Genomic DNA, 25648 nt, shown 5'->3' on the forward strand with positions numbered 1-25648 from the left:
TGGGAACCCCTCCAAGGTGGGCTTGCACTGCAACTAAAATGGTACGGGAAAATACCTGGGGTCTACCAGTTGTCAATATGCCGTTGCTTTTTGGTGACTACTGGGGCATTGGCCGATCACGCGGGTGGCCTTCCTGGGTGGGGTCACTTGCACCCGTTCCCGGTTTTTGTAATGTAGCTCGCCTTTTGCGATCCGGGCGGGACGAGGTGGGTGTCCACCGGAGTTCAGGAGCGTTGCGCATGTTCGACTCTGTCCTTGACCGCGGACAAGGCCCCAAGACGCGTTTCGGCGTGGGCACCTTCATCTCGGTCGCCCTTCACGTCGGTCTCTTCGGCTTCTCGTTTTGGCTCTCCGCGCAGCCCCAGAAGGAGAAGGAGAAGGAGGTGGAGGTCACCTTCAAGCAGGCCATGGCGCCTCCGGCCTCGGCCGCTCCTCCGCCGCCTCCACCGCCTCCGCCCGCGAGGAAGAGCAACCCCACCAAGAAGCCGGTGGTGAAGAAGCCGGACGTCATCGTCCAGCCCAAGGAGATCCCCCAGGAGAAGCCGCCCGAGGTGGAGCCTGATCCGAACGCGGGTGAAGAAGAGGAGGCCAGCGAGGAGGAGGTGGAGGGAGGCGTCGAGGGTGGCGTGCCCGGCGGTGTGATCGGCGGCGTGGTGGGAGGCGTGGTCGGCGGAGTGCTCGGCGGCCAGGTGGGCAGCACCGGAACGGACGTGCTTCCGTTCGGCGCGGGAATGACCCGACCGGAGAAGATGTCGGGTCCGGCGCCGCAGTACACCCGCGAGGCCCTCGAGGCCCGCGTTCAGGGTCTGATGATCGTCAAGTGCGTCATCACCACCGAGGGAGCGATCGAGCGCTGCCGCATCATCAAGCCGTTGCCCCACATGGAGCAGGCGGTGTTGGATTCGCTGTATGCTCAGCGCTACAAGCCGGTGACGTTCCAGGGCCGGCCCGTCCAGGTCGACTACACCTTCAACATCCGTCTGAGCCTGCCCCGCTAGTGCAGGGGACCGCTTTGTCGTAACCGCCGTACCCCAACCGCGCTCGAGGAGGAGCGCTTTCATTCCCCATGGATCATTCTGCTAATTTCACGCTTGCTGGCATCTGGGCATCCACGGGTCCGTTCGCCCGCGGAGTCATCTTCAGCTTGGCGATCATGTCCATCGCGTCGTTGGTGGTGATGGCGGAGCGCATCATCGTCTTCCGCAAGACCCGCAAGGACTCGCGTAATTTCGCCGCCAAGATGGGCGCCATCCTGGCCAAGGGCGATCTGCAGCAGGCCGCCAACACCAACATGGGCAAGGACGTGGGCCACCTGGGCCGGGTGATCGGCTCCGGTCTGACCGCGTACCGCATCAGCCCTTCCGACAAGGAAGTGGCGGTGGAGTCCGTGGCGCGCGCGCTGGAGCGCCAGGCGCAGCGTGAGGTGCAGAGCCTCAAGCGCGGCCTGGGCGTGCTGGCCACGGTGGGTTCCACGGCCCCGTTCGTGGGTCTGCTGGGCACCACGATGGGTATCGTGACCGCCTTCCAGCTCATGGCGGCTTCCGGCGCGGGTGGTCTGGGGACCATCTCCGCGGGTATCGCCGAGGCGCTCATCACCACGGCCTTCGGTCTGCTGGTGGCCATCCCGGCGGTGATGGCCTACAACTTCCTGTCGGGCTGGGTGGACGCTCGCTCGGTGGACATCTCTGAGTCGTCCAACGAGTTCCTGGACGTGGTGGCGCGCCATCTGGGTGGCTCGCACACGCCCCAGGCCTAGTCCCCCCCGAGAGCCAAAGGCCCGCCTCCTCGTGCAACGGGTCTCCGTGAACCGGAGACCTCACGTGGGGCGGGCGCTCTCATTGTCCAGGAACAGGTGCACGCATGGGAATGTCCGTAGGCGGCTCCCAAGGGGGCCCCAAGAGCGACATCAACGTCACGCCGCTGGTGGACGTGGTGTTGGTGCTCCTCATCATCTTCATGGTCGTCACGCCCATGCTCCAGCGTGGCAAGTCCGTCACCCTGCCCAAGGCGGCCAAGGTGGAGGACGACAAGGGCGGTACGAACGATCCGGATCCGATCATCCTCTCCGTCACCAACGACAAGAAGATGTTCGTGGAGCAGGACGAGTATGACGCGGCGGGGCTGGAGGCGAAGCTGAAGGACACGCTCTCCTTCCTGCCCAACAAGAAGATCCTCCTCAAGGGAGACAGTGCCCTCACCGTGGGCGACGTGCGCCAGGTGATGGAGGTCACCCGCAAGGCCAAGGCCAAGAAGATCTTCCTGGGTGTCGAGGAGCTGAAGAACTAGCCATGAGTGCCAAGCGCAAGTTTGTCAAAGCCGCGACCCCCCCCAACTCGGACATCAACGTCACGCCGCTGGTGGACGTGGTGCTCGTGCTGCTCATCATCTTCATGGTCGTCACGCCGCTCCTCGAGAAGGACATCGAGGTGCGCATTCCGGAAACGGAAGACGTCCCCGTGGAGCAGATGCCGCAGGACAACAGCCAGCTGATCGTCAAGCTGGACGCCGACGGCACCTACTCCATCAACACCGAGACGGTGCAGAAGGATGAGTACGTCAACAAGCTCAAGCGCATGTTGACCGCCAAGAAGAAGGAGGACCGCATCGTCTTCTTCGTGGCGGACGACAAGGCGAACTACGGGCTGCTCGTGGCCGCCTTCGACGGCGCCAAGCAGGCCGGCGCCTTCGTGCTGGGCATGGCCACCGAGGACATTCCGGCCGCCGCCGCGGCTGGGGGTGCTCCGGTGGATCCGAACGCCGCTCCGGCGCCGGCTCCGGCCCCCGCTCCGTAGTCACAGTGAGATTCACAACCCGGGAGCTCGCCGGCGAGGGTCCTTCACCCTGATGCCCGGCGAGCTCCTGGTGTTTCCGGGCTGCCCCTCCCCTACTGCATCAGCTGGAGCGAGGCCTCCGTCTCCTCGGGCGTGGCCGGCAGGGGCGACTCCAGCGCCGCCACCAGATCCGGATCCATCATCTCCCGGTAGATGAACTCGGCGATCAGCCCCGTCACCATCCAGATGGGCAGGATGTAGAGCGACGTCATCTGCCAGAGGATGGCGCCGCTGTCCGCGTAGTACCAGATGCGGTAGCCCGTCAGCTTCTCCAGGAACACCCCGCTCAGGCCCTCGAAGACGAGGATGGCGTGGCCGTAGAGCACCGCGCGCAGCAGCGTGGGCTGGCGGAAGGTGCGGCGGTAGATGGCCTCGATGAAGAAGAAGCAGGCCACGCCGTAGATGACGAACATCCACAGCGAGCACTGGCCGTACCCCGCGACGATGGGCGTGTCCCAGATGTCGTTGAGCGGCAGCCGATCATCCACCCGCCACTGGAAGCGGAAGAGCAGCTCGAGCAGCGGCACGTGCCGGGCGATGCGCACCAGGTTGTAGAAGAAGATCTCCGACGACAAGCCCACCATCCCGTAGAGGCAGAAGCGGAAGACGGCGAACGTCAGCTTCAGCCGGGCGTTTCTCTTCAGATCGCCTCGGCGGACGTGGATGGACGACCGGGAGTCGCTTACCGGGTGCGGGGCCAGGACGGAGTGTTCCATGGCTTGCCAGATTAGCCGACTTTCACACCAGCTGTCCGCTTCCTCTCTCACGGTAAGAGCAGGTGAGCGGAGAGGACCCTCGGGCGCGAGACGCGCCATCCAGAGCCGGGGACACCGGTGGTGCGGCGCTCCCTCGGAAAGGGGCCGGTACGCGCATTGCTCCCGTGTGGCGGAAACCATTCGGAGGGCGGGACATGCTGGCGCGGGTGAGATCGGGCGCGTTGATGGGAATCGACGCGGTGGTGGTGGAGTGCGAGGTGGATATGGCCCTGGGGTTGCCCTACTTCAACGTGGTGGGGCTCCCGGAGGGAGCGGTGCGCGAGTCCAAGGTGCGCGTCATCTCCGCGCTGAAGAACTGTGGCTTCGAGCTGCCCTCCAAGCGCATCACGGTGAACCTGGCCCCGGCGGACATCCGCAAGGAGGGGGCGGCCTTCGAGCTGCCCATCGCCCTGGGAGTGCTGGGAGCGGCGAAGCTGATGGAGGAGGAGCCCCTGTCGCGCTACCTCTTCGGCGGGGAGCTGTCACTGGACGGGGCGGTGAAGCCCATCAAGGGCGTGCTGCCCCTGGCGGTGGCGGCTCGGAAGGGCGGCTACCAGGGGGTGATGGTGCCAGCGGCCAACGCGGCCGAGGCGGCCCTCGTCGCGGGCATCCACGTGCTGGCCGTCCACCACCTGCGCGAGGCGGTGGACCACCTCACCGGAGAGAAGCCCCTGGCCCCCTTCACGCGCGAGGAAGGCTCCCCTGCCCCGTCCCACGGGCGCCAGGCGCCCCTGGACATGTCCGACGTGCGGGGACAGGCGGACGTCAAGATGGCGCTGGAGCTGGCCGCCGCCGGTGGCCACAACATCCTGATGTGCGGTCCACCGGGCTCGGGCAAGACGATGCTGGCCCGAAGGCTGCCCGGCATCCTCCCCGCGATGACGTTCGACGAAGCGCTGGAGGTGACGAAGATCTACTCGGTGCTCGGACTGCTGGGCGACGAGCAGACGATGATGCGCGAGCGGCCCTTCCGCGCGCCCCACCACACCATCTCCGACGCGGGATTGGTGGGCGGCGGCCCGGCCACCCGGCCCGGAGAGCTGTCCCTGGCACACCACGGGGTGCTCTTCCTCGACGAGCTGCCCGAGTTCCGCAAGAACGTGCTGGAGGTGCTGCGGCAACCGCTGGAGGAAGGCACCATCCACCTGGCACGCGCCGTCCAGCACGTGACCTACCCCTGCCGCGTGATGCTGGTGGCCGCGATGAACCCGTGCCCGTGCGGCTTCTTCAACGTCCCCGGACGCAAGTGCTCGTGCCAGGAGTTCCGCATCCACGACTACCACTCGCGGGTGAGTGGACCATTGATGGACCGCATCGACATCACCCTGCAGACGCGCCCCGTGGAGTACCACCACATCGCCCGGAACGACGGGGAGGAGCCGACGAGCGCGTACTACCGCGAGCGCGTGGAGGCCGCTCGCGACCGGCAACGGTTCCGCTTCCGCGACGAGCCCGGGGTGTACTGCAACGCGCAGATGCCCACCCGGCTGCTGCACCGCTACTGCAAGCTGTCCCAGAAGGCCGGCAGGGACCTGGAGAAGGCCATGACACAGTACGGCCTGTCCGCACGCGCCCATGACCGCATCCTCAAGCTGGCCCTGTCCCGGGCCGACCTCGAAGGGCACGAGCGCATCGAGGACGCGGACGTGCACCTGGCCATCGACTGCCGGCAGATCGACCGGCGGACCTGGCTGCACACCAACACCCTCGGAGGCCCTCCCCCCTGGCAGGGCCCCCTCAACCCACCGCCGCGTCCCGAGCAGGACTCCCTGCTCCCGGACGACTCGTGAGCGGCCCCTCCCCTGCCCGCTCGGGCCGCACCAACTCGGGCAGCGGGCCGGTGATGAGCCGCGCCGAACGCTTGAAGGCGATGAACGAGTACGCCCAGTTGATGAGCACGGCCAGCTTGCTCCGGAAACCGATCAGGAAGAGCACGTGGATGCCCAGCCAGGCCATCCACGCACTGAAGCCCGAGGACTCGAAGCGCCGGAACGCCACTCCCACCGCCTGGCCTCGTCCGATGACCGCGTAGGTGCCTCGGTCCCAGTAGCGGAAGGCCTCCATCGGCTGGCCTCGCAACCGGCGGAGGATGTTGCGCGCGGCATGCTTGCCCTGCTGCATCGCCGCGGGCGCAACACCCGGAATGGGCTGGCCGTCCTGGACGAAGTGCGCCAGGTCGCCAATGACGAACACGTCCTCTCGGCCGGGAAGCGTGAGCTCGGGCGCCACCTTCACGCGGCCCGCCCGGTCCAGCTCCACCCCCAGCGAGCGCGCCACCGGTGAGGCCGCCACGCCCGCGGCCCAGATGATGCTCTTCGCCCGGATGTGCTCCTCGCCGATGAACACGCCCGTCTCGTCGATGTGGGTCACCCGCGTGTCCGTGCGGACCTCCACCCCCAGCTTCTCCAACGAGCGGCGCGCCTTCTGCGAGAGGTGCTCCGGGTAGACGGGCAGCACGCGCGGCAGGCCCTCCAACAACAGGATGCGCGCCTGCGAGGGGTCGATGTTGTGGAAGTCCCGCGCCAACGAGTGACGGGAGATCTCCGCGAGCGCCCCGGCCATCTCCACCCCCGTGGGCCCCGCGCCGATGATGACGAAGGTGAGCAGCTCGCGGCGGCGGACCGGATCCGTCTCGCGCTCGGCCCGCTCGAAGGCCAGCAACACCCGGCGGCGGATCTCCAGCGCGTCGTCGATCGTCTTCAACCCCAGGGCGTGCTTCGCCCACTCGTCATGGCCGAAGTAGGAGTGCGTCGCCCCCGTGGCGATGACGAGGAAGTCGTACGACAGCTCCCCGTCCGCCAGCAGCACCCGCTTGCCCGCCACGTCCACGCCCGTCACCTCGGCGAGCAGCACCGTCGTCTCCCGCCCCAACAGTCCGCGGATGGGCGAGGCGATCTCCCCCGGGCTCAGCGTGGCCGTGGCCACCTGATACAGCAGCGGCTGGAAGAGGTGATGGTTCTGCCGGTCCACCACGGTGACTCGCACCGGGGCGTTGCGCAGCGAACGGGCGGCATACAGACCACCAAAACCACCACCCAGGATGACCACATGGGGAAGCGTGTCGCGTGGGCCTGTCATGTTCAGGATGTTCCTCCCGGTGCGCGGAACTTCAATGCAATCGACGTCCCCGCGTCTACCCCGTACCCGCCTTGGATTGGGCGAGCTAGAAGGCCGGGTGATGAAGCTCCTGTCACCCCTCATCGCACTCTTCCAGGCCGTCTTCCTCGTCCTGTGGCTGGTGTTCTGGATTACCGTGTCCGGGCTGGCGGCGATCCTCACCCTCAACGGAGAGGTGCCGCTGATGATGGCGCGGCGTTTCTGGGCCCCCATTCACTGGCGCATCACCGGCTCGCCCTTGCGCGTGGAGCCCCTGCCCGATGTCGACTGGAGCAAGCCCCACATCTTCCTGATGAATCACCAGTCCGCCTTCGACATCCCCGTGGCGTTCGCGGTGATTCCCGTCAACATCCGCTTCATCGCCAAGCACGTGCTCAAGTGGATTCCCTTCCTCGGCTGGTACATGGCGGGCACGGGGATGATCTTCCTCAACCGCTCCAACCGGCGTGAGGCCATGCGCAGCCTCAAGCTCGCCGGCGAGCGCATCCGCGCCGGCTCCAACATCCTCGCCTTCCCCGAGGGCACCCGTTCCATGGACGGGCGCATCCTCCCCTTCAAGAAGGGCTCCTTCGTGCTGGCCGTGGAGGCCGGCGTGCCCATCATCCCGATCGCCATCGAGGGCACGCGTGGAATGCTCCCGCGCGGCAGCATCCGGCTGCGGCGCCACCCCATCCGCGTGAAGGTGGGCCAGCCCATCAGCACCGCGGGACGCAAGGGACCCCAGCGCGAGGCCCTCATGCACGAGGTGCGGGACATCATCATCCAGCTCCACCGGGACATCGGCGGCGAGGGTGGCGTGCCCCAGGATGCGCTCACGTCCGGCGGCGACGAGAACCTCTCCGAGACACCCGCCTGAGGGGCGTGAACCCCACGGCTCCACCGTGCGGGACACTTCGCGCCAGATGAGACACCTCCGCGTCACGTGCTCAGAGTGAGCAGTGGGCGGCACGGCCGTTGCTCATGCTCCTCGCGGCACGCCCGGGCCATTCCGGCTCCGAGGCGAAGCCCCACTCAACAAGGGCGGCGAGGAGCGACGATGAACAAGCTGACGGAGAAGCTGAAGGCGGTGGCGGCGGCGGTGGCGGCGATCGAGAAGCAGTTCGGCAAGGGCGCGGTGATGCCCCTGGGCGGCGAGGTGCGCGAGCAGCGCGTGGCGGTCATCCCCACGGGCTCGGTGGGACTGGATCGGGCGCTCGGGGTGGGCGGCTACCCGCGCGGGCGCGTGGTGGAGCTGTTCGGCAACGAGTCCTCGGGCAAGACGACGCTCACCCTGCACGCCATCGCGCAGGTGCAGGCGCAGGGCGGCGTGGCGGCCTTCATCGACGCCGAGCACGCGCTGGACGTCAACTACGCGCGCAAGCTCGGCGTGCGCGTGGAGGAGCTGCTCATCTCCCAGCCGGACACCGGTGAGCAGGCGCTGGAGATCACCGAGCAGCTCGTGCGCTCGGGCGCCGTGGACCTCATCGTGGTGGACTCGGTGGCGGCGCTGGTGCCGCGCGCGGAGATCGAGGGCGAGATGGGTGACGCGCACATGGGCGTGCAGGCGCGGCTGATGAGCCAGGCGCTGCGCAAGCTGACGGGCGCGGTGAGCCGCACCGGGTGCTGCATCATCTTCATCAACCAGATCCGCATGAAGATCGGCGTGGTGTTCGGCAACCCGGAGACGACCACGGGCGGCAACGCACTGAAGTTCTACTCCTCGGTGCGCATGGAGATCCGCCGCACGAGCAACCTGAAGGATGGCGAGAGCGTGGTGGGCACGCGGGCCAAGGTGAAGGTGGTGAAGAACAAGGTGGCCCCGCCCTTCCAGGAGACCGAGTTCGATCTGCTCTACGGCGTGGGCATCAACCGCCCGGGCGAGGTGCTCGACCTGGGCGTGCAGGCGGGGCTGGTGGACAAGGCCGGCAGCCACTTCAGCCTGCGCGGGGAGCGCATCGGCCAGGGCCGCGAGCGCGCCTCGGAGTGGCTGCGCGAGCACCCGGAGGCGATGGAGGCGCTCGCCCGCGAGGTGGTGGGGATGAGCCTCCCCGTCCCCGCCCCGAATCCGGCGCCCGCCGAGATGGAAGCGCCCGCGGCGATGGCCTGAGCCAGGAGGGGGCCCGTCGGGGGGGAGGTTCCGGCCGCGATGGGGAGCAACGGGTCCGATGGCCGGACCAGTTGGGACGCCGCGCGGCCGGAAGGCACCCCGTGCCTTCCATCAGCCACCCAGGGACTCGAGCGACACGGGCACCGCGAGACGGCGCTGGCCGGCCTGCAGGTACAGGTGGCCGTCCTCGCCCTGCTCCATCAACTCACCGAGCTGGTATTGGGCGTCCCGGGAGAAGCGCGCCTTCGCCCGGCCACCCTTCACGCGGCAGGTGAGGACACCCTCGGCATCCACGGCGAGGGTGTCTGGAGCGAGCGCCTCGGCGGTGCGATCGCTCAGGCGCACGGACACCCGCTCGTCCGGGGTGACGTCCACGGTGCGCACTTCGTAGGCGGCGTCCTCCACCTGGATGAAACACCAGTCATTGCCAATCTGGAGCTGGTAGCGGCCCTGCTCGTCGAGCACCAACGAGCTGTTGAAGAGCTCGATGATGCGCGGGTGCTCGATGGGCTCGTCGTCGTGCCACCAGCGCAGCCGCGCATCCAGCCGGATGCCGCTGTCCTCGCGGGTGTGCCAGCGCTTGCCCGGGGGCGGCGGCCCCGAGGGAGGAGTGGGTCCTGAGGGCGGTTGTGTCACGTCTCGTTATCTGCTCGCCCCGGGGCGGCCGGTCAAGTCCACGTGCCTGGCCCTACCAGTTCCGGACAAGCTCGGTGTAGCCACGGAAGGCCACCGCACCCCAGAAGTTCACCAGCACGCCGAGCACCACCACGGCCTGCACCGCGCGGTTGCGCAGGGACCAGCCCCCAATGGCGAAGAGCAACAGCAGGTAGGGCGTGTAGTCGATGCTGAACCGGAAGCCGAACTGCATGTACCCGGTGTTCTGGTAGAAGAGCCCGGGCAGCGCCGTCACGGCCACGGTGAGCCACAGCGGCCAGTGCAGGCGCGGCCTCAGCTTCGGCACCACCAGGAAGACGAGCAACGGCAGCGTCAGCAGCAGCGTCAGGCCGTGCGGGTCGTAGCCCAACCGCAGCGGATTGAACGAGACCTTCGGCAGCTTGAAGAAGGCCGCCTCCAGGTTGCGCGACAGGTAGACCGGATCGAACAGGCCCCACCGGTCGATGTCCACGTTGACGCGGTTGTTGTAGAGGAACGCGTGGCCGAACTCGCCCGGGCCGCCGAAGCGGTAGACGTTGTAGGCCGCCGCCAGCAGCGCGAGCGGCGCGGCCCCGAGCGCGAACAGGCCCAGATTGCGCAGCACGGGCTTCCACCGGTCGCCCAGCGTCTTGAGCTGCCCGAGCCGGTCCGGTCCCGGGCACAGCACCTCCAGCACGAAGAAGAGCCCGGAGAACAGCAGCGGCGTGCGGGTGAGCGTGGCCATGGAGAAGAACAGGCCCGCGAGCACCGGGCGGTGCGCCCGCACCGCGTTGCGCACGTAGAGGCACGTGAAGACCACGCCCATCACTTCCGCGCTGAACCACACCTCGCCCCGGATGGCCGCGTAGAAGAAGAGCGTGCCGAAGGCCAATATCAGCGCCAGGCCGATGTTCTCCGTACGGTCCCTCGACGTCTCCCCCTCCTTCGCGAGGAAACGCAGCAGCGAGTAGAAGAGCGCCACCGCCAGCGCCCCGACGATGACCCCGAACGAGGTGTCGTTGAACTGGTAGCCGTGCAGCGCCACGAAGGGCACCATCACCACCGCCGGGAACGACGGGAAGCTCACGTACCAGCGGTCTCCGGGACGCAACCGGCCCTCGCACCGGACCTTCGTCCCCGCCACCTCCCGCACGCACGCCCAGTCCTCCAGGTTGGGCAACACCTCGGGGTCCAGGTCCAGCCGCCCCTCCAACCACGCCTTCGCCTGGTACACGAAGTGCGGCGCCTCGCTCTGCCGCAGGAAACGCTGCGAGCTGAAGCTGGCCAGCACCACGAAGCTCACCAGGAAGAGCACCACCTCCACCCGGTACGCCGAGAGCCAGATCCTCAACGCGGCTCCCGCGACCCCGCCTCGCGCTCCCGTGGACACGGAGGACTCCACGGGCCGCTCGGGAGCCGTGGACTCCGGTGGGGCCGTCCGGGGCTCGCCGGCCGACGCGGCGGACGGCGCGGATTCTGGAGCCTGCGCGGAGGACTGCTTGGGACGCTTGGACTTGGAGCGGCTCATGGGGCGGAAGGCGGGGTCAACAGGCGCTCACGCAGCAGCTCGAGCGCGTAAGAGGCGGCGAACAGACGCACCATGTCCCGATCGCCAGCAATGGAGAAACGCTCGACACGCGTGGGAGCCCCCTCCGCGGCGAGCGCGCAGTAGACGGTGCCCACCGGATCCTCCGGCGTGCCCCCCGTCGGGCCCGCGAAGCCCGTCACCGACAGGCCATACGTCGTCTTGCACGCGGCCCGGATGCCCTCGGCCATGGCCACCGCTACCGGCCTCGACACCGCGCCGTGCGTGGCCAGCAGCTCGGGCGGCACCCCCGCCCAGGCCGTCTTCATCGGCTCGGTGTAGACCACCGCTCCGCCCAGCAGGAAGTTGCTCGCACCGGACACCCCGGTGAGCTGCGCCGCGATGAGGCCTCCCGTGCAGCTCTCCGCGAGCGACAGCGTGGCCTTCGCCTCCGTCAGCAGCTTCGCCAGCACGACGGGATACGAGTCCCCATCCGCGCCGTACACCGCCAGGCCCAGTTCCTGTCGAGCGGCCTTCTCCGCGGCGGCCAATGCGGCGTCGGCCTCGGCCCGCGAGGGCGCCTCCGCCATCAGCTTGAGCTGGTTCTCCGGCGCGTGCGTGCGGAAGCCGAACACCACCCGCGCGTGCGCCGCGGCCAACGGGGCCACGCGCGCGTCCAGCACGGACTCGGGGATGCCCACCGTGCGCAGCAGGCGGAAGGCCCGGTACGTGCGCCCCGGCTGCTTCTCCAGCTCCTCGCGCACGCGCGGCAGCACCTCGCCGTCCACCAGCGCCCGGTACTCGCGCGGCACTCCCGGCAGGAAGAAGAGCCGGCAGCCACCCATCCTCACGATGAACAGGGGCGCGGCCCCCACCGGGTTGGGCACCACCTCCGAGCCCTCGGGCACCAGCGCCATGCGCGCCACGTTGGGCGTCAGCTCCCGGCCCCGCTTCGCGGCTCGCTCGCGCAGGAACTGGAGCGTCCGGGCATCCTCGACCAGCGGCACACCCGCGGCCCCGGCGGCGCACTCGGCGGTGAAGTCATCCGCGGTGGGCCCCAGCCCTCCCGAGACGATGACCACGTCCGCCCGGTGGGCCGACTCTCTCAAGGCCCGGGTGATGTCCTCGCGAACATCCCCCACCAGCACCACCCGCGTCACCTTGATGCCCAGCTCGAAGAGCCGCGCCTCCAGGTACGGGCTGTTGGTATCGGGGGTCAGTCCGGTGACGAGCTCGTCACCGGTGCACAGCAGCTCGACGCGCATGGGCGGCGCATCCTAGCCGCACCCGACGTCCCCGGCACGCGCAGATACGGGCACCGCTACGCCACGTTCCGCTCGTCCTCGTCCTCGTCGTCCAGCTCGTCCTCCTCCTCGAGGACGGCCGCGGCGACGGCGCCCGGCCCCACCTTCCGGGCCACGAGGCGGTTGCGCACCAGGAAGGCGGACTCCACCAGGCCGAAGGCGAGGTAGGCGAACGAATAGGCCACCAGCACGTAGGCCGGGTGGAAGCGGGTGCCGATGACCACGCCACTGGCGAGCACCAGCATCAGGACGATGGCCGAACGGCGCGACAGCCGCAGGTCCTTGAAGGTCCGGTAGCGAACGGTGGACACCATCAGCAGCGCGAGCAGCGTCGCCGCCACCGCCACGGGGCCCCGGGCCGAGTCCTCGAGCCCCTCACCCGCCGTGGCGGAATGGTGGGCGAGGATCATCGACACGAGCACGCCCGCGGCCAGCGGAATGGGCAGGCCGACGAAGAAGCTCCCGCCACCGCCCTGGGGGCTGCGCATGGCGAGCACGTTGAAGCGCGCGAGCCGCAGCGCCCCACACGCCGCGAAGGCGAAGGAGAGGAACAGGCCGAGGAAGCCCAGGGGCTCGAGTGCCCACTTGTAGACCAACAGGGCGGGCGCGGCCCCGAACGAGATGACGTCCGCCAGGCTGTCGAGCTGCATTCCGAAGTCGCTCTGCGTCTTCGTCAGGCGGGCGACCCGGCCGTCGAACCCGTCGAAGAACATGGCGAAGAGGATGGACAGGGCCGCCTGATTGAACTGCGCCGGGCCCGGCTGCCCCGCGCAGAGAATCATGGCGTAGAAACCACAGAGGATGGAGGAGACCGTGAACAGGTTGGGCAGGACGAACATCAACTTGTGGGGTCTCATCGTTCTCCTGACTCCATGTGTCGGCCACTGGCCGTTCCAGTGAAAGCCGGGGGAGAACGAATCATACCAGGGTTTTATTTGCCCGGTCTTCGCGGAGGGCCGATGGACGCGGTGCGTTGGACATCCTGGGTGCTGCTCGCCGTACTCATCCTGTTGGGTATCAACGGTCTCTGGGTGCTCGCCGTGCGCTGGTGGTACCGGCTGCGCACCCCCGCGCCCGAGCGGCTGAAGGTCCGCTGCCAGGATGGTTGGGAATTGACCGTGCACGTGCGGCGCGCCGCGCACCGGCGCTTCGAGGAGCCCGTGCTGCTGTGCCACGGGCTCGCCGCCAACCGGTGCACCTTCGACTTCGAGCCGCCCTACTCCCTGGCCCACGCCCTGTCCGAGGCCGGCTTCGACTGCTTCAGCGTGGAGTGGCGCGGCATCGGCCACTCGCGGCCCTCGCCCCGCGGCCGCCGCTGGTCCGAGGTCACGGTGGACGACATCGTCGCCCAGGACGCGCCCGCGCTCATCGAGCTGGCACTCGCCCAGACGGGGGCCCGGCGCGCCCTCTGGGTGGGCCACTCGCTGGGAGGGCTCGTGGGCTACGCGGTGGCGCAGGGCCCCACGGGCGAGAAGCTCGCGGGACTGCTCACCCTGGGCTCGCCGGTCTTCTTCCCGCCGGATCCCCTCATCCGCCGGCTCATCCGCGTGGGCAACCGGGCCGCGTGGCCCCGCGGCTTGCGCAACGAGTGGCTGAGCCGCTCGCTGGCGCCCTTCCTCGGCTACGTCACCCTGCCCATGTCCGACGTCATCATCAACCCGCGGCACATCCTCCCGCCCACCCAGCGCAAGGTCTACGCGAACATGATGGCGTCGATGAGCCGCAACGTGCTGCGGCAGTTCCAGGATTGGATCGACCACGACGCCTTCCGCTCCTTCGATGGGAGCGTGGACTGGCGCGCGGGGCTCGCCAAGCTCTCGCTGCCGGTGATGGTGATGGGAGGGAGCATGGACCGGCTCGCCTCGCCCAAGAACCTGCGCGCCCAGTTCGAGCTGGTCGGCTCACCGGACAAGAAGCTCCACGTCTTCGGCTGCGAGCGCGGCGACAAGATGAACTACGGGCATGGAGATCTGCTCTTCGGCACGGGCGCCCCGCTCGAGGTCCACCCGGAGATCCGCGGCTGGCTGGTGGCCCACGCCACGCCCCTGCGTCAGGGAGAGACGCTCGCCACACAGGCCAGCGCGGGGACCGTCTCCCTGCCCTGACCCGTCACGCGGCCCAGCGTCACCCCGGTGGCGCCCTCACAATCCGCCACCACGAGCCCCGCGGCGTTGTCCCTCGCCGTGAGCGCGTCCACCCGCAGCACCCCGTCCACCATGGCGACCAGCGCGGGCCCTCGGGAGCCGCGCACCTCCACGCCCACGGCCGTCACCTCGCCCAGCGTCTCCGCCCACACCCCGGCCTCCCGGCAGGACTCCAGCGAGGCCTCGCGCAGCACCACCTGGGAGCCCTGCGCCGCCAGCACACCCACGCCCGCGGCGTCGCGCACCACGAGCCCCTCCACCTCCACCCGGATGTCGCGCAGGTGCAGCCCGTCCCCCGCCTCCCCGTCCCGCGTCGTCAGGCGGGTGAGGACCGCCCGCTCCAGCCGGAGCCTCCCGCGCGTGGCCATGACGCCGTACTCCTCCGCCCCATCCACCCGGAGGCCGCGCAGCACCGTCTCCGAGGCCACCAGCGACACCCCGCCGTAGGCACCACTGCCCAGCACCACCGTGTCCTCCAGCTCCGCCTGGGAGCCCACGAGCGCCACGCCCGCCCGCACCGCCCGCACCGAGGTGAAGCCCCACCCCTCCAGCGTGGCCTTCATGGACTGGAGGCCGAACTCGTGGCCCGTGACGGTGACGTCCTCGAGCCGCAGCGTGCCCCGCTGGACGAAGAGCCCCACCTCGCGCCCTCCCTCCACCGACACGTGCCGCAGCCGCACCCGCCCCGCCTCCTGGTAGAGCGCCGTCTGGGGCCCCCGGAAGCGCACGGACTCCAGCTCCGCCTCCGCGCTCCGCGCCTCCACGCCCCGCCGGTAGGAGCCCGTGAACGTGGCCCCCCGCATCTCCGCGCGCGAGCCCGCCCCCAGCAGCACCCCCACCGCTCCCGTCCCCTCCGCCTCGAAGCCGCCTCCCTCCACCGTGAGCTGCCCCGACTCCATCCGCACCGCTCCCTGCCCCTGCCCCCGGAAGCGCACCCCCTCCAGCCGCACCACCCCTGACGCTTCCAGGCCCCAGGTTCCGCCCTCGACCACCAGGTCCTTCAAGCGGACCCCTCCCGGCGCCCGGATCACCGGCTCCGTCCCCGGCCCGTGCAGCACCGGGTCCGCTCCCGCCCCCACCAGCTCCCACCCGGCCGGCAGGACGAACGGGCCCACGTAGCGCCCTGGCGCCAGGTGCACCCGGACCGGAGCACCCCCTCCCGGCACCCGAGCCAGCACCTCGGACAGGGAGGTGAAGGGCCGCGCCCGCGAACCGTCCCCGGCCCCGCCGCGGGCCCCGTCGACCCACACCTCGGAGGGTCCGGCCGGCGAGACGGGGGCGATCACCCGGTCGGTGGCACAGCAGGCCGGAAACGTCAGGAAGAGGATCATCAGCAGGCGGCGGAGCATTCGATCGCACACACTATTACCTGCCGGCCTTTCGTGCCCCTCGGGATCAGCGGACGCCACGCAAATGATCGAAATGACAAAGAAAAACCCTCTCAATCGATCACATCCACACCTCGCGGGTCATGAGACCCACGGCGCGCGTCTCCGAGGAGCGCGGAACGTGCTTCTCCTCTCTAGAGGAGCCCGGTGAACCGTCAAATTCCTCGCGGATCGCGCGCAGGCCGATCTACCGGCCTCGCAATGGTTGCCAGCATTGACAGACAAAAGAGCGATTTGTTACCAACCTCGGACTTTCGAATTTCAACGCTGACGGAGGAGAGCGCGGATGACCAAGGCAGAGCTCGTGGAGGCGGTGGCGGCGCAGTCGCGGCTGACGAAGAAGTCGGCGGCCGAGATTCTCGACATCGTCTTCGCCAACATCGGCAAGGCGGTGAAGAAGGACCAGCGCTTCAGCTACCCCGGGTTCGGCACCTGGTCGGTCCGCACTCGCAAGGCGCGGAAGATCCGCAACCCGCAGACCAACGAGATGATGAAGCTCAAGGCCTCGAAGACGATCGGCTTCCGGCCCGCCAAGGAGCTGAAGAACTCGCTGTAGTCCGCCGGAGCCCGCGCGCGCGCTCCGACCTCACCGGGGGCGTCGTCCGATCGGACGGCGTCCTTCGCGTTGGGAGACCCCGGCCGGCACCGGCTCGCGCTGAACGAACGAGGGCTCCTCACCGGACTCCGTGGGGCCCAGCTCGTCGAGCGGATCCACCGGCTCCCCGCCCCGCCACAGCTCGAAGTGCAGGTGCACGCCGGTGGCCAGGCCCGTCTTGCCGGCCGCGCCCACCACGTCCCCCTCCTCGAGCACCTCGCCGGGCGTCACCAGCACCCGCGACAGGTGGCTGTACCGGGTGGTGATGTTCCCGTCGTGCTGGAGGATGACCTGGTTGCCGTGCGAGCCGTTCCACCCCGCCCGCACCACCACGCCCTTGGCCGCCGCCGAGACGAGCTGGCCCCGCTTCGCCGCGAGGTCCAGGCCCAGATGATCCCTCTCCTCGCCCGTGATGGGGTGCACCCGGTTGCCGAAGACGCTGGTGATGACGACCGGGTCCACCGGCCAGATGAACCGGGCGGGCTTCTTCGAGGGCTTGAGCTGCAGCAGGCGCAGCTCGGCCATGCGCACCGCGAGCTGGTCCATCCGGGCGAGCACCGCGTCGGCCAGGTCCGCGGGCATGTCCCCGTAGGTGCGCGCGTCCTCCTCCAGCTCGGCCTCCAGCGTCACCCGGGCGCGCACCACGTCCAGCGAGGACGTCTTGCGCGCGGACTGGCTCAGGAAGGCGTCCAGGGTGGTGTTCATCTCCCGCCAGTTGAGCACCTGGGCGTCCGGCATGGGGCTGCCCCGCTGCACCTGCGAGCGCGTGGCGCGCGCCTGCGTGGCGAAGGTGGCCAGGGCGTCCCGCAGCTCCTGGGACACCGGGGCATCCACCCGCGAGCCCTTCCGCCTCGCCTGGGGCATGCGCTGGGACGTCCCCCCCGGGGACACGGCCTCCGCGCCCGCGTCCACCCGCGAGGACCCGGTGTCCTGGGAGTACAGCTCGGCGAAGCTCATCTTCTGCCGCGCGCGAGGAGCGGCACACGCCGACAGGAGGAGCAGCAGGAGGGCGGCAAGACGACGCAAGGCACCGCCAGTCTACCAACCTCCCGGGAATCGGCCAGCCATCGTCCGGAAGTCCTGGCCGGGCGTCTCACCGGAGGCACTCCCGGTATGGGCTCCAGCCCCGGGAGGTCGGATGAGCTGTCCTGTGAGGTAGTGGAAACCGCTTTACGTCCGAGGTCGGTTTTGTCATAGAGCATCCCCGTGTCGCGCGAGTCGATGGAGTCGAAGCGGAAGCGGGCGGTGGACGTCCTGGACCGGCTGGAAGAGGCCATGCCGGACGTGCGCATCGAGCTGGACTATCGCAACCCCATGGAGCTGCTGGTGGCGGTCATCCTCTCCGCCCAGTGCACGGACAAGCGGGTGAACAGGGTCACCCCCGCGCTCTTCCAGCGCTTCCCGGATGTGTACTCGTACGCCCGGGCCACCGCGGAGGAGGTGGAGCCCTACATCCAGACGTGCGGCCTGTACCGCGCCAAGGCGAAGAACATCATCGCCGCCGCTCAGGCCCTGGTGGACGAGCATGGGGGCGAGGTGCCCCGCTCGCGCGCCCTGCTCGAGGAGCTGCCGGGCGTGGGCCGCAAGACGGCGGGCGTGGTGTGCATCCACCTCGGCGGCGACGATGCCTTCCCCGTGGACACGCACGTGAAGCGGCTCGCCTACAGGCTGGGCTTCTCCCGCCACGAGGACCCGGACAAGGTGGAGCTGGACATGCAGGCGCTGCTGCCGCCGGAGCGGTGGGCCAAGGGCCACCAGCTCCTGGTCTGGCACGGGCGGAGGACCTGCCTGGCCCGGGCGCCCGCGTGCGAGCGCTGCCCGGTGGCCCACCTCTGCCCGAAGAAGGGCGTACGGACCTAGGCCGTCGGCCGGTCCTCGCGAGACGACTTCACGCGCTTCATCCGCTTGCGGATGAGCTCGCGCTTGAGCGTGGAGACGTGGTCCACGAAGACGGTGCCGTTGAGGTGGTCCGTCTCGTGCTGCACCGCGATGGCCAGCAGCCCGTCACACGTCAGCGTCTGCTCGCGCCCCTCGGGGTCCAGGTACTTCACCGTCACCACCGCCGCGCGGTCCACGTCCTCGGCCTCGCCGGGGATGGAGAGGCACCCCTCGGTGTAGGTCGTCTTCCCCTCCAGCGCGATGAGCTCCGGGTTGATCATCGCCAGCGGCTGGGACTCGGGCTGGCGCGGCCGGGTGTCCAGGACGATGACCCGCTGCAGGATGCCCACCTGCGGCGCGGCGAGCCCCACGCCATCGGCGGCGTACATGGTCTCGAACATGTCCTGGACCAGGGTGCGGATGGAGTCGTCCACCCGGGCCACCGGCCTGGCTTTCTGCTTCAGGAGGGGGTCGGGCCAGATGAGGATTTCGCGAACCATGGCGCCCCTCTTAACTCCCTGAAAGCGGCCGGGCAACCGGCCCGCGGGGCCCGTCCGCCCGCTCCGTCACCCGGATGGCGGTACGCCCCTGCCCGCTCTTTCTTCTACCCAGGCTTCAGTTTTCCAGTAGAGTGGTTTTCACGGGGAGTGCGTGACAGGAAAACCATCGGGCGGCTTTCCACCGGGCGAGCGGCGAGGCACACTGGGTTCAATTCGGTATTCCCCGGTAGACCGGTTCAGGAGGGATTCGCCGTGCTCCGGAAGATCGCGCTGCTGTCGACCCTGGTGCTGTGCGCTTGCGAGCCCTACGCCTCGCCCGCTCCGAACATCGTCTCCATCGAGCCCGAGGAGGTGGTGAGCGGTGAGGCGGCGACGATCGCCATCCAGCTCGATACCCCACTGCCGGTGAAGGTGGACTACGGCGCGCGGACGGCCACCGTGGTGATGCCGACCTTGCGGATTGGCGGGCAGACGGTCATCCCCACCTACGAGGAGCAGGAGGGGACGCTGCTGGCCCACCTGCCCGGAAGCCTGTCCGCCGGGCTCCAGGACGTCCAGCTGGAGTTGGAGGACGGCAGCGGCTCCATCCGCGAGCAGGGTCTGAAGGTGCTCCCGCTGCCCCCGGAGATGGAGCCCCGGACCGCGGACGGCTCGACGGACCCTGGCACCGAGCCAGGCGGGGGCAGGTCCCTGCGCGTCACGGACGTGCGCATCGAGCCCATCCCGGATCAGATCCGCGGCGTCCCGTTCTCCATCACCCTGCGGGTCGAGGGCCCCGAGGCCGCCCTCTTCGAGGGCCAGGTGCAGCTGTCCACCAACAAGGGGCGCATCAGCCCGAACCTGAGCAGACCCTTCAGCAAGGGCCTGCGGCTGGAGCAGGTCGTCCTCGACAAGCCGGGCAACAACGTGGTGCTCACCGTGCGCGTCGGCGCCACCCTCGTGGCCCAGTCCAATCCCTTCAAGGTCTCGCCCAAATAGGACGGGCCGGCGGCACGCGGCCGCCGCTCAGTCCAGCAGGCTGCGGGCGTACTCCTCGCGCAGCCGATCGTCCGCGAGCGCCCGCGCCGCCTCGGCCAGCGCGGTGGAGATCTGCTGGGCCCGGTGCTGGAGCGCGGGATCCGGATGCCCCGCGAAGCGCAGCGGGTGGAACTCGGTGGTGAGCAGCTCGTAGGCGCGCTTCACCTCCTCGCTGCCCGCCGAGCGTGAGAGCCCGAGCACGGTGAAGTAGTCCGCCTCCTGGATCTCCTCGAACTTGGATTCCAGCCGGCGCACGTCCAGCTCGCCCGGTGCGTCCTGCTCGGAGTCCGAGGGCTGGGAGGCGGGACGCAGGGTGATGAGACCCAGGGCCCGTGCCACCGCGAGCGCCTTGAGCGCGGTGTCCTGCGGCATGCCCGCGCCCAGCAGCAGCTGCTCGAGCGTCTGCTCTCCGTCGATGTCCTCGAGCAGCCGCAGCTCGCGCGAGGAGAGCCCGAAGGCCTCCGGGGCGGGCTCGGGCTCGCCGCGGACGACCACGGCGCGCAGCCCCCCGGCCGCCTCCACGAGCGAATCGCTGGAGACCCCGTTGCGCAGGGACTCGGCCAGCAGGTGCAGCAACGGCCGGGTGGAGGCGGCGAGCGCCACCTCGTGCGGAGGCAGCTCCTCGGTGAGCCGGTACAGCGACGAGGGCTCGGAGAGCGCATCCAGGGCCACCTGCTCGGTGTAGCGCTGCACCAGCGGGACGAGCTCGTTCTCGCGCAGGTAGCCGCGGCTGCGCATGGCGTCGAGCATCGGCCCCGTGGCGGCACTGCGCACCAGGCGCAGCTCGTTCTCCTGGCGTGCGTCGATGAGCCCATCCGCCCGCGCCCGGTCGACGAGCGACTCGTCCGGCGCAGAGGACACCGCGCCCACCAGCGCTCCATCCTTCAACCAGAGGATGCGCAGGGCTCCCGCCACCTTGAGCTCGAGGCGGATCTGCGCGCGCGCCTCCTGGAGCCGGGTGACGAGCCGCGCGAGCCCCTCCGGGTTGACGCCGCCGGAGCGGGGAATGTCCACCTCGAACCGGCCCGGCACCTGGATGGAGACGATCGCCGCGCGGGCCCGGGCCGCCAGCTCCTCGGCCTCGGCGCGCACCCGGGCGACCGTCTGCTCGGCCTCGCGCAACGCCTTCTGCTCGGCCTCGCGGTGGGCCTGCTCGGCACGCGCCAGCCGCTCGGCCGTCTCCGCCTGGGCCTGGGCCCGCGTCGCCTCGAGCCGCTCCACCTCGTGGGCGAGGAACTCGCGCTCCTCCCGCTCCTGGGCCAGCGTCTGCGTGAGCCGCTCCGCCTCCGCCCGCGCCTCGCGGACCCGCGCCGCGTGCTGGGCCACCGTCTCCTCGAGGCCGGACAGCCGCGACTCCAGCTCCGCGCGCACGCGCGCCAGCTCCTCGCGCGCCTGGGACTCGGCCTCGGCACGGGCTTCCGATTCGGTGCGGGCCCGCTCCGCCTCCCCGGCACGCTCCTCCGCCTCCGCGCGGGCCTGCTTCTCCTCCGCCGCCTTCGCCTGCGCGGCGGCACGCGCCTTCTCCGCGCGCTCGGCACGGGCCTCCGCCTCGGCGCGCTGCCGCTCCGCCGTCTCGGCCCGCGTCTCCGCTTCCGCCCGCGCCCGCTCCTGCTCCCCGGCGTACCCGTCCGACGTGCTCCGCGCCTTCTCCGCGCGCTCGACACGGGCCGCCAGCTCGGCCCGCTGCCGCTCCGCCGTCTCGGCCCGCGCCTCCGCGTCCGCCCGCGCCCGCTCCTGCTCCTCGGCCCGCGCGAGCGCCTCGGCACGCTCCTGCTCCGCCTTGACGGCTCGCGCCTCCGCCCGCGCCCGGGCCTTCTCCATCGCCTCGGCGCCCAGCTCCGCCTTGGCCCGGACACGCGACTCCGCCTCGGCCTTCGCCTCCGCTTCGGACCGAGCCTTCTCCGCCGCCTCGGCCCGTGCTTCCGCCTCGGCGCGGGCCTTCATCTCCGACTGCACGCGCGCATCCGCGCTGGTGCGCGCACGGGCCTCCACCTCGGCCCTCGCCTTCTTCTCGGCGGTGACTCGCGCCTCCGCCTCGGCCAGCGCCTTCTCCGCGTCGGCGAGCCGCTCCTCGGCCGCCACCCGCGCCCGCGACTCGGCCGCCAGGCTGGACTCGGCCTGCGTACGGGCCTGGAACTCCGCCTCGGCCCTCGCCTCCGCTTCCGCCCGGGCCTTCGCCTCCTTCTCCCCGCGCGCCGTCACCTCCTTGCGCGCCCTCGCCTCCCCGTGCGCCCGCGCCTCCCACTGCTCGCGGGACTTCGTCTCCGCCTGGGCCCGTGCCTCCACCTCCGCCCGCGCCGCCTTCTCCGCCTCGAGCCGCGCTTCCACCCGCGCCCGGGCCTCCGCCTCGGACGTGGCGCGCTGCTCCGCCTCGGCCCGCAGCCGCTCCCGCGCCTCGGCCTTCTCCCGCCACTCGGCGGCCTGCTGCTCGAGGGCCTCGAGTCGCTGGCCCAACTGGGAGAGCTGCTCCTCCCGCCGCGGCCCCAGCTCCGCCTCCCGCGCCCGCGCCGCCTCCAGCTGCCGCTCCACCTCGGCACGCAGCGAGGCCTCCTGGCCCCGCTCCTCCGCCAGCGCCGTGAGCCGCGTCCGCTGCGCCTCGGCCTCGCGCCGCAGCGACTCCTCCCGCGCCCCCGCCTCCTGCTTCAGCCGCTCCACCTCGGCACGCAGCGAGGCCTCGCTCTCGCGCGCCGCCGCCACCTCCCGCTCCAGCGACTCCCGCCGCGCGTCCGGCACCTCCGGCCGCGTCTCCAGCGAGGCACGCAGCCGGGCCACCTCCGCCTCGAGCTCCGTGCTCCGCTGCTCCGCCTCGCGCCGGCACGCCACCGCGCCATCCCGCTCGGACAGCACCTGGGAGATCCGGCGCTCCGCCTTCATCAGGCGCACTTCCAGCACCGCCACCGCGTCATCCGCCGGCAGCGACGTCACATCCGGCGCATCCGCCGCCCCGGGCACCGGCCGCAGCGGGAACTTCGACGTGGTCTCCAGCGACTTCTTCTTCGCCGGCGCGCCTTCCTCCCCGTCCTCCCGCGCCTCTTCCGGTGCCGCCTCCGCTACCGGCTCGGCCTTCGCGGGCTCGGCCTTCACCTCTTCGGCTCGCACCGGCTCGGCCTTCACCGGCTCGGCCTTCACCGGCTCGGCCCGAGGCGCCCCGGCGGGCTCGGAGTCGAACCAGTCCGCGCCCACGCTCTCCTGGTGCGGCTCCTCCCACCCCTCGGGCGCGTCGCCCTCGGACGGCAGCGGCGCATCCTCTGGCACCGGCTCCAGGTCCGAGCCATCCAGGGGCCGCACGGACATGGGCGTCTTCGGGACGTCGAAGAACCCCTCCTCCCCGAGTTGCGGCCCCGCCTTCTTGTGCGGCTCGGCGGAAGGAGCCGCCTCCGGCGCACCCGACGCCGCCCGCTCGCGCGCCAGCGCCGCTTCGATCTCCTGCTGGGCGAGGCGCTCGGCTTCCGCGCGGGCCTCCGCCTCCACGTCCACGACCTTCACCGCCGGCAGCGGAGGCAGCGGAGGCAGCGAGGCCAGGGGCACCACCGGCTCCGGCACCGTCCCCGACACGGGCCCGAGCTCCACGGGAGTCGGGGCCGTGATGATGGGAATCGCCGAGCCCATCGCGGGCGTCCGCGCGAAGAGCCCCGCCGGGGAGGACTCGGGCAGCGAGGAGTCCTCCTGCTTCATCCGGCGCCGGGCGGCGGCCTCGCGGCGCACCTCCTCCTCCATGCGCCGCATCTCGTCCTCGTCGGGGCCCGGACGCGCCTGCACCGGCACCTGGACCGACCCGGCCACCGCCTGCTCCGTCGCGCCGAAGAGGGACTCCGCCTCACCGCCAGGATCCGGCTCGGACCCCCCCGGGACCTTCGGAGCCGGGGCCTCCACCCCGGGCGCGAGCGCTGGCACCGTGGCCACCGCCTGCTCCGTCTGCGAGAAGAGATCCTCGGCATCGAGCGAGGACTGGGACGGCCGAGGCTCGTCCGCCTTCGGCAGGTCATCGAAGAGCGCGTGCTCCAGCGCCGCGTTGCGGCCGGAGCCGGCGGACCTGTGGACGAGTCCCGGGGGCCCGGACTGCGCGGGAGCGGGGGCCTCCGGCTCCACGTCGTCCTTCACCGCGAACCAGGCCTCCGGGCCCGCGGGCGAGGCGATGACCGTGGCCACCTGCGCCACGAAGCCGGAGCCATCCAGGGGCAGGGGCGCCACCGGGGCGGCACTGCCGGGCACGGACTCGCCGAGCAGCAGCACGCGGGCGAGCCGCATGTCCGGGTGCTGGCCGAGCTCGTCCAGGACGAGGTGGCCCCGCCCCCCCTCCATGCCGGGCGCGAGAATCATGAGCGTGGGCAGGTGGTGGCCAAAGGCAATGAGGGCATCCGCCACCGAGGTAGCGAGAATGACCTCATGGCCCTCGCGTGCGAGCAGACGCCGCACGGTGGCGATGGTGGCGATGTCGTCGTGGACGAGGAGGACCGATTCGGCCATTGGAATCGCGGGCGAGTCTACAGCATGGCCGCCGGATCCACGTCGATCGTGACACGCACGGCGGAGGGAATGTCGACCAGCTTCGCCTCCAGGCGGGCGAGCAGCGGGGCGAGGGCCGCGTGGGTGGGGGCCTTGAGGAGCAACTGCCACCGGGTGCGGCCCCGAATCCGGGCTATGGGCGCCACGGCGGGCCCCAGCAGGCGCACCCCCCACGAGGCCGGGGGCATCTGCCGGGAGAGGAAGTCCCCGAGCTGCCGGGCCACGCTGGCCGTCTGCTCGGCGCTCTCGCCCTCGAGCCGCACCGCCGCCATGCGGGTGTAGGGCGGCCAGGCGAGCACCTTGCGCCGCTCCAGCTCCCGCTGGGCGAAGCCGTCGAAGTCATGCACGAGCATGCGCTTCACCGGGTCCGCCTCGGGGTTGTAGGTCTGCACGAGCACCCGCCCCGGGTCCTTCCCGCGCCCGGCCCGCCCCGCCACCTGGGTGAGGAGGTGGAAGGTGCGCTCGGCCGCGCGGAAGTCCGGGATGGCCAGCGAGGTGTCCGCCATCACCACGCACACCAGCGTCACCCCGGGGAAGTCGTGCCCCTTGGCCACCATCTGCGTGCCCACCAGCACGTCGATCTCCCGGCGCGCGAAGGACGCGAGCATCTCCGTGAGACGCTCGGCGCTGGTGGCCGAGTCCCGGTCCAGCCGCGCCACGCGCGCCTGGGGAATCCGCTCGGCGACCTCCGCCTCCACGCGCTCGGTGCCGATGCCCATCTTGAGCAGCGGCCCGGTGCACTCGCGGCAGTGGTCCGGCAACGGGTGGGCCACGCCACAGTAGTGACACACCACCCGGTTCTGCGAGCGGTGGTAGGTGAGGCACACGTCGCACTCGGAGCACTTCACCGAGGTGCCGCACACCTCGCAGAGGAGGAAGGTGCTGTGGCCGCGGCGGTTGAGGAAGAGGATGACCTGCTGGCCCTTGGCGATCGTCTCCGCCATGGCGTCGAGCAGCGGCGCCGAGAGGATGGGCGCCTCCTCCTGCACGAGCGGCTCGCGGGGACGCTCCTGGCGCAGGTCCACCAGACTGATGGAGGGCATGGGCCGGTCATCCACGCGGTTCTCGAGCACGAGCTTGCGGTAGCGGCCGCGGCGGGTGTTCTCCAGCGTCTCCAGCGAGGGCGTGGCCGAGCCGAGCACCACCACCGCCCCGGCCTGCTTGGCGCGCACCACGGCGAGGTCGCGCGCCTGGTAGCGCAGCTTGTCCTCCTGCTTGAAGGAGGGATCGTGCTCCTCGTCCACCACCACGAGGCCGAGGTTCTCCACGGGAGCGAACACCGCCGAGCGCACCCCGACGGCGATGCGCACCGTGCCCTTGCGCAGGGCCTGCCAGTGGAAGAGGCGCTCGCGGTCCTTGAGGCCCGAGT

At 70.6% G+C, this 25648-nt stretch carries 22 protein-coding genes; 11 read left to right on the forward strand and 11 right to left on the reverse strand.

The window, feature by feature from the left end; all coding sequences use genetic code 11:
- Positions 1-239: 239 nt before the first annotated feature.
- The 4 genes from VFZ09_RS39760 (at position 240) to VFZ09_RS39775 (ending at position 2792) form a co-directional block, all read left to right on the forward strand.
- Positions 240-998, forward strand: coding sequence for an energy transducer TonB (locus tag VFZ09_RS39760; protein WP_329732998.1), 759 nt, complete (start codon positions 240-242; stop codon positions 996-998).
- A 68-nt stretch (positions 999-1066) separates the two neighbouring features.
- A complete protein-coding gene (locus tag VFZ09_RS39765; protein WP_329732999.1) occupies positions 1067-1756 on the forward strand; it encodes a MotA/TolQ/ExbB proton channel family protein in 690 nt (229 codons plus the stop codon).
- Between the two features lie 104 nt (positions 1757-1860).
- On the forward strand, positions 1861-2286 hold the full coding sequence (locus VFZ09_RS39770) for a biopolymer transporter ExbD (RefSeq protein WP_329733000.1): 426 nt from the start codon (positions 1861-1863) through the stop codon (positions 2284-2286).
- A gap of 2 nt (positions 2287-2288) precedes the next feature.
- Positions 2289-2792 (forward strand): biopolymer transporter ExbD, encoded by a 504-nt coding sequence (locus tag VFZ09_RS39775; protein ID WP_329733001.1) that lies wholly within the window; start codon positions 2289-2291, stop codon positions 2790-2792.
- 92 nt (positions 2793-2884) lie between these two features.
- Here VFZ09_RS39775 and VFZ09_RS39780 read toward each other — a convergent pair whose 3' ends face one another.
- Entirely contained in the window at positions 2885-3547 is a 663-nt protein-coding gene (locus VFZ09_RS39780) for a hypothetical protein (RefSeq protein ID WP_329733002.1), read from the reverse strand.
- A gap of 194 nt (positions 3548-3741) precedes the next feature.
- On the opposite strand from VFZ09_RS39780, the gene VFZ09_RS39785 reads away from it, so the two are divergent.
- On the forward strand, positions 3742-5376 hold the full coding sequence (locus VFZ09_RS39785) for a YifB family Mg chelatase-like AAA ATPase (protein ID WP_329733003.1): 1635 nt from the start codon (positions 3742-3744) through the stop codon (positions 5374-5376).
- Here the strand turns inward: VFZ09_RS39785 and VFZ09_RS39790 are convergent.
- Positions 5324-6664, reverse strand: coding sequence for an NAD(P)/FAD-dependent oxidoreductase (locus VFZ09_RS39790; protein WP_329733004.1), 1341 nt, complete (start codon positions 6662-6664; stop codon positions 5324-5326). The genes VFZ09_RS39785 and VFZ09_RS39790 overlap by 53 nt on opposite strands.
- Positions 6665-6764: 100 nt before the next feature.
- Between VFZ09_RS39790 and VFZ09_RS39795 the strand changes: the two genes are divergently transcribed.
- Both VFZ09_RS39795 and recA read left to right on the forward strand, forming a co-directional pair.
- Entirely contained in the window at positions 6765-7559 is a 795-nt protein-coding gene (locus VFZ09_RS39795; RefSeq protein ID WP_329733005.1) for a lysophospholipid acyltransferase family protein, read from the forward strand.
- Between the two features lie 180 nt (positions 7560-7739).
- Positions 7740-8789: a recombinase RecA gene (gene recA, locus VFZ09_RS39800; RefSeq protein WP_329733006.1), complete on the forward strand. Its 1050-nt coding sequence runs from the start codon at positions 7740-7742 to the stop codon at positions 8787-8789.
- Between the two features lie 111 nt (positions 8790-8900).
- Here recA and VFZ09_RS39805 read toward each other — a convergent pair whose 3' ends face one another.
- The 4 genes from VFZ09_RS39805 to pssA are packed head-to-tail and all read right to left on the reverse strand — an operon-like array spanning position 8901 to position 13108.
- Positions 8901-9425, reverse strand: a complete 525-nt coding sequence (locus tag VFZ09_RS39805; RefSeq protein ID WP_329733007.1) for a DUF1285 domain-containing protein — start codon at positions 9423-9425, stop codon at positions 8901-8903.
- A gap of 52 nt (positions 9426-9477) precedes the next feature.
- On the reverse strand, positions 9478-10950 hold the full coding sequence (locus VFZ09_RS39810; protein ID WP_329733008.1) for a hypothetical protein: 1473 nt from the start codon (positions 10948-10950) through the stop codon (positions 9478-9480).
- Positions 10947-12212: a CinA family nicotinamide mononucleotide deamidase-related protein gene (locus VFZ09_RS39815; protein WP_329733009.1), complete on the reverse strand. Its 1266-nt coding sequence runs from the start codon at positions 12210-12212 to the stop codon at positions 10947-10949. The genes VFZ09_RS39810 and VFZ09_RS39815 overlap by 4 nt, the downstream gene beginning before the upstream one ends.
- Positions 12213-12268: 56 nt before the next feature.
- Positions 12269-13108: a CDP-diacylglycerol--serine O-phosphatidyltransferase gene (gene pssA, locus VFZ09_RS39820; protein ID WP_329733010.1), complete on the reverse strand. Its 840-nt coding sequence runs from the start codon at positions 13106-13108 to the stop codon at positions 12269-12271.
- Between the two features lie 102 nt (positions 13109-13210).
- On the opposite strand from pssA, the gene VFZ09_RS39825 reads away from it, so the two are divergent.
- The gene (locus VFZ09_RS39825; protein WP_329733011.1) at positions 13211-14356 is read left to right on the forward strand and encodes an alpha/beta fold hydrolase; all 1146 of its coding nucleotides are present in this window, start codon (positions 13211-13213) and stop codon (positions 14354-14356) included.
- Here VFZ09_RS39825 and VFZ09_RS39830 read toward each other — a convergent pair.
- Entirely contained in the window at positions 14302-15744 is a 1443-nt protein-coding gene (locus VFZ09_RS39830; protein ID WP_329733012.1) for a hypothetical protein, read from the reverse strand. The two genes, VFZ09_RS39825 and VFZ09_RS39830, sit on opposite strands and share 55 nt — an antisense overlap.
- 325 nt (positions 15745-16069) lie before the next feature.
- Here VFZ09_RS39830 and VFZ09_RS39835 point away from each other — a divergent pair, with 325 nt between their 5' ends.
- Positions 16070-16339: an HU family DNA-binding protein gene (locus tag VFZ09_RS39835; protein WP_329733013.1), complete on the forward strand. Its 270-nt coding sequence runs from the start codon at positions 16070-16072 to the stop codon at positions 16337-16339.
- A gap of 30 nt (positions 16340-16369) precedes the next feature.
- Here VFZ09_RS39835 and VFZ09_RS39840 read toward each other — a convergent pair whose 3' ends face one another.
- The gene (locus VFZ09_RS39840; RefSeq protein ID WP_329733014.1) at positions 16370-17404 is read right to left on the reverse strand and encodes a M23 family metallopeptidase; all 1035 of its coding nucleotides are present in this window, start codon (positions 17402-17404) and stop codon (positions 16370-16372) included.
- A gap of 195 nt (positions 17405-17599) precedes the next feature.
- Between VFZ09_RS39840 and nth the strand changes: the two genes are divergently transcribed.
- A complete protein-coding gene (nth, locus tag VFZ09_RS39845) occupies positions 17600-18238 on the forward strand; it encodes an endonuclease III (protein ID WP_414640795.1) in 639 nt (212 codons plus the stop codon).
- Here nth and def read toward each other — a convergent pair.
- Positions 18235-18756: a peptide deformylase gene (gene def, locus VFZ09_RS39850; RefSeq protein WP_329733015.1), complete on the reverse strand. Its 522-nt coding sequence runs from the start codon at positions 18754-18756 to the stop codon at positions 18235-18237. The genes nth and def overlap by 4 nt on opposite strands.
- 252 nt (positions 18757-19008) lie before the next feature.
- Here def and VFZ09_RS39855 point away from each other — a divergent pair, with 252 nt between their 5' ends.
- A complete protein-coding gene (locus VFZ09_RS39855) occupies positions 19009-19734 on the forward strand; it encodes a hypothetical protein (RefSeq protein ID WP_329733016.1) in 726 nt (241 codons plus the stop codon).
- Positions 19735-19761: 27 nt separating this feature from the next.
- Here the strand turns inward: VFZ09_RS39855 and VFZ09_RS39860 are convergent, their stop codons facing one another.
- Complete coding sequence (locus VFZ09_RS39860) at positions 19762-24240, reverse strand: hypothetical protein (protein ID WP_329733017.1); 4479 nt, start codon at positions 24238-24240, stop codon at positions 19762-19764.
- Positions 24241-24257: 17 nt separating this feature from the next.
- Positions 24258-25648 (reverse strand): replication restart helicase PriA (priA, locus tag VFZ09_RS39865; protein WP_329733018.1); only part of this gene is annotated, 1391 nt, incomplete at its 5' end.

This window comes from Archangium sp., assembly GCF_036277355.1.
Classification (GTDB): Bacteria; Myxococcota; Myxococcia; order Myxococcales; family Myxococcaceae; genus Archangium.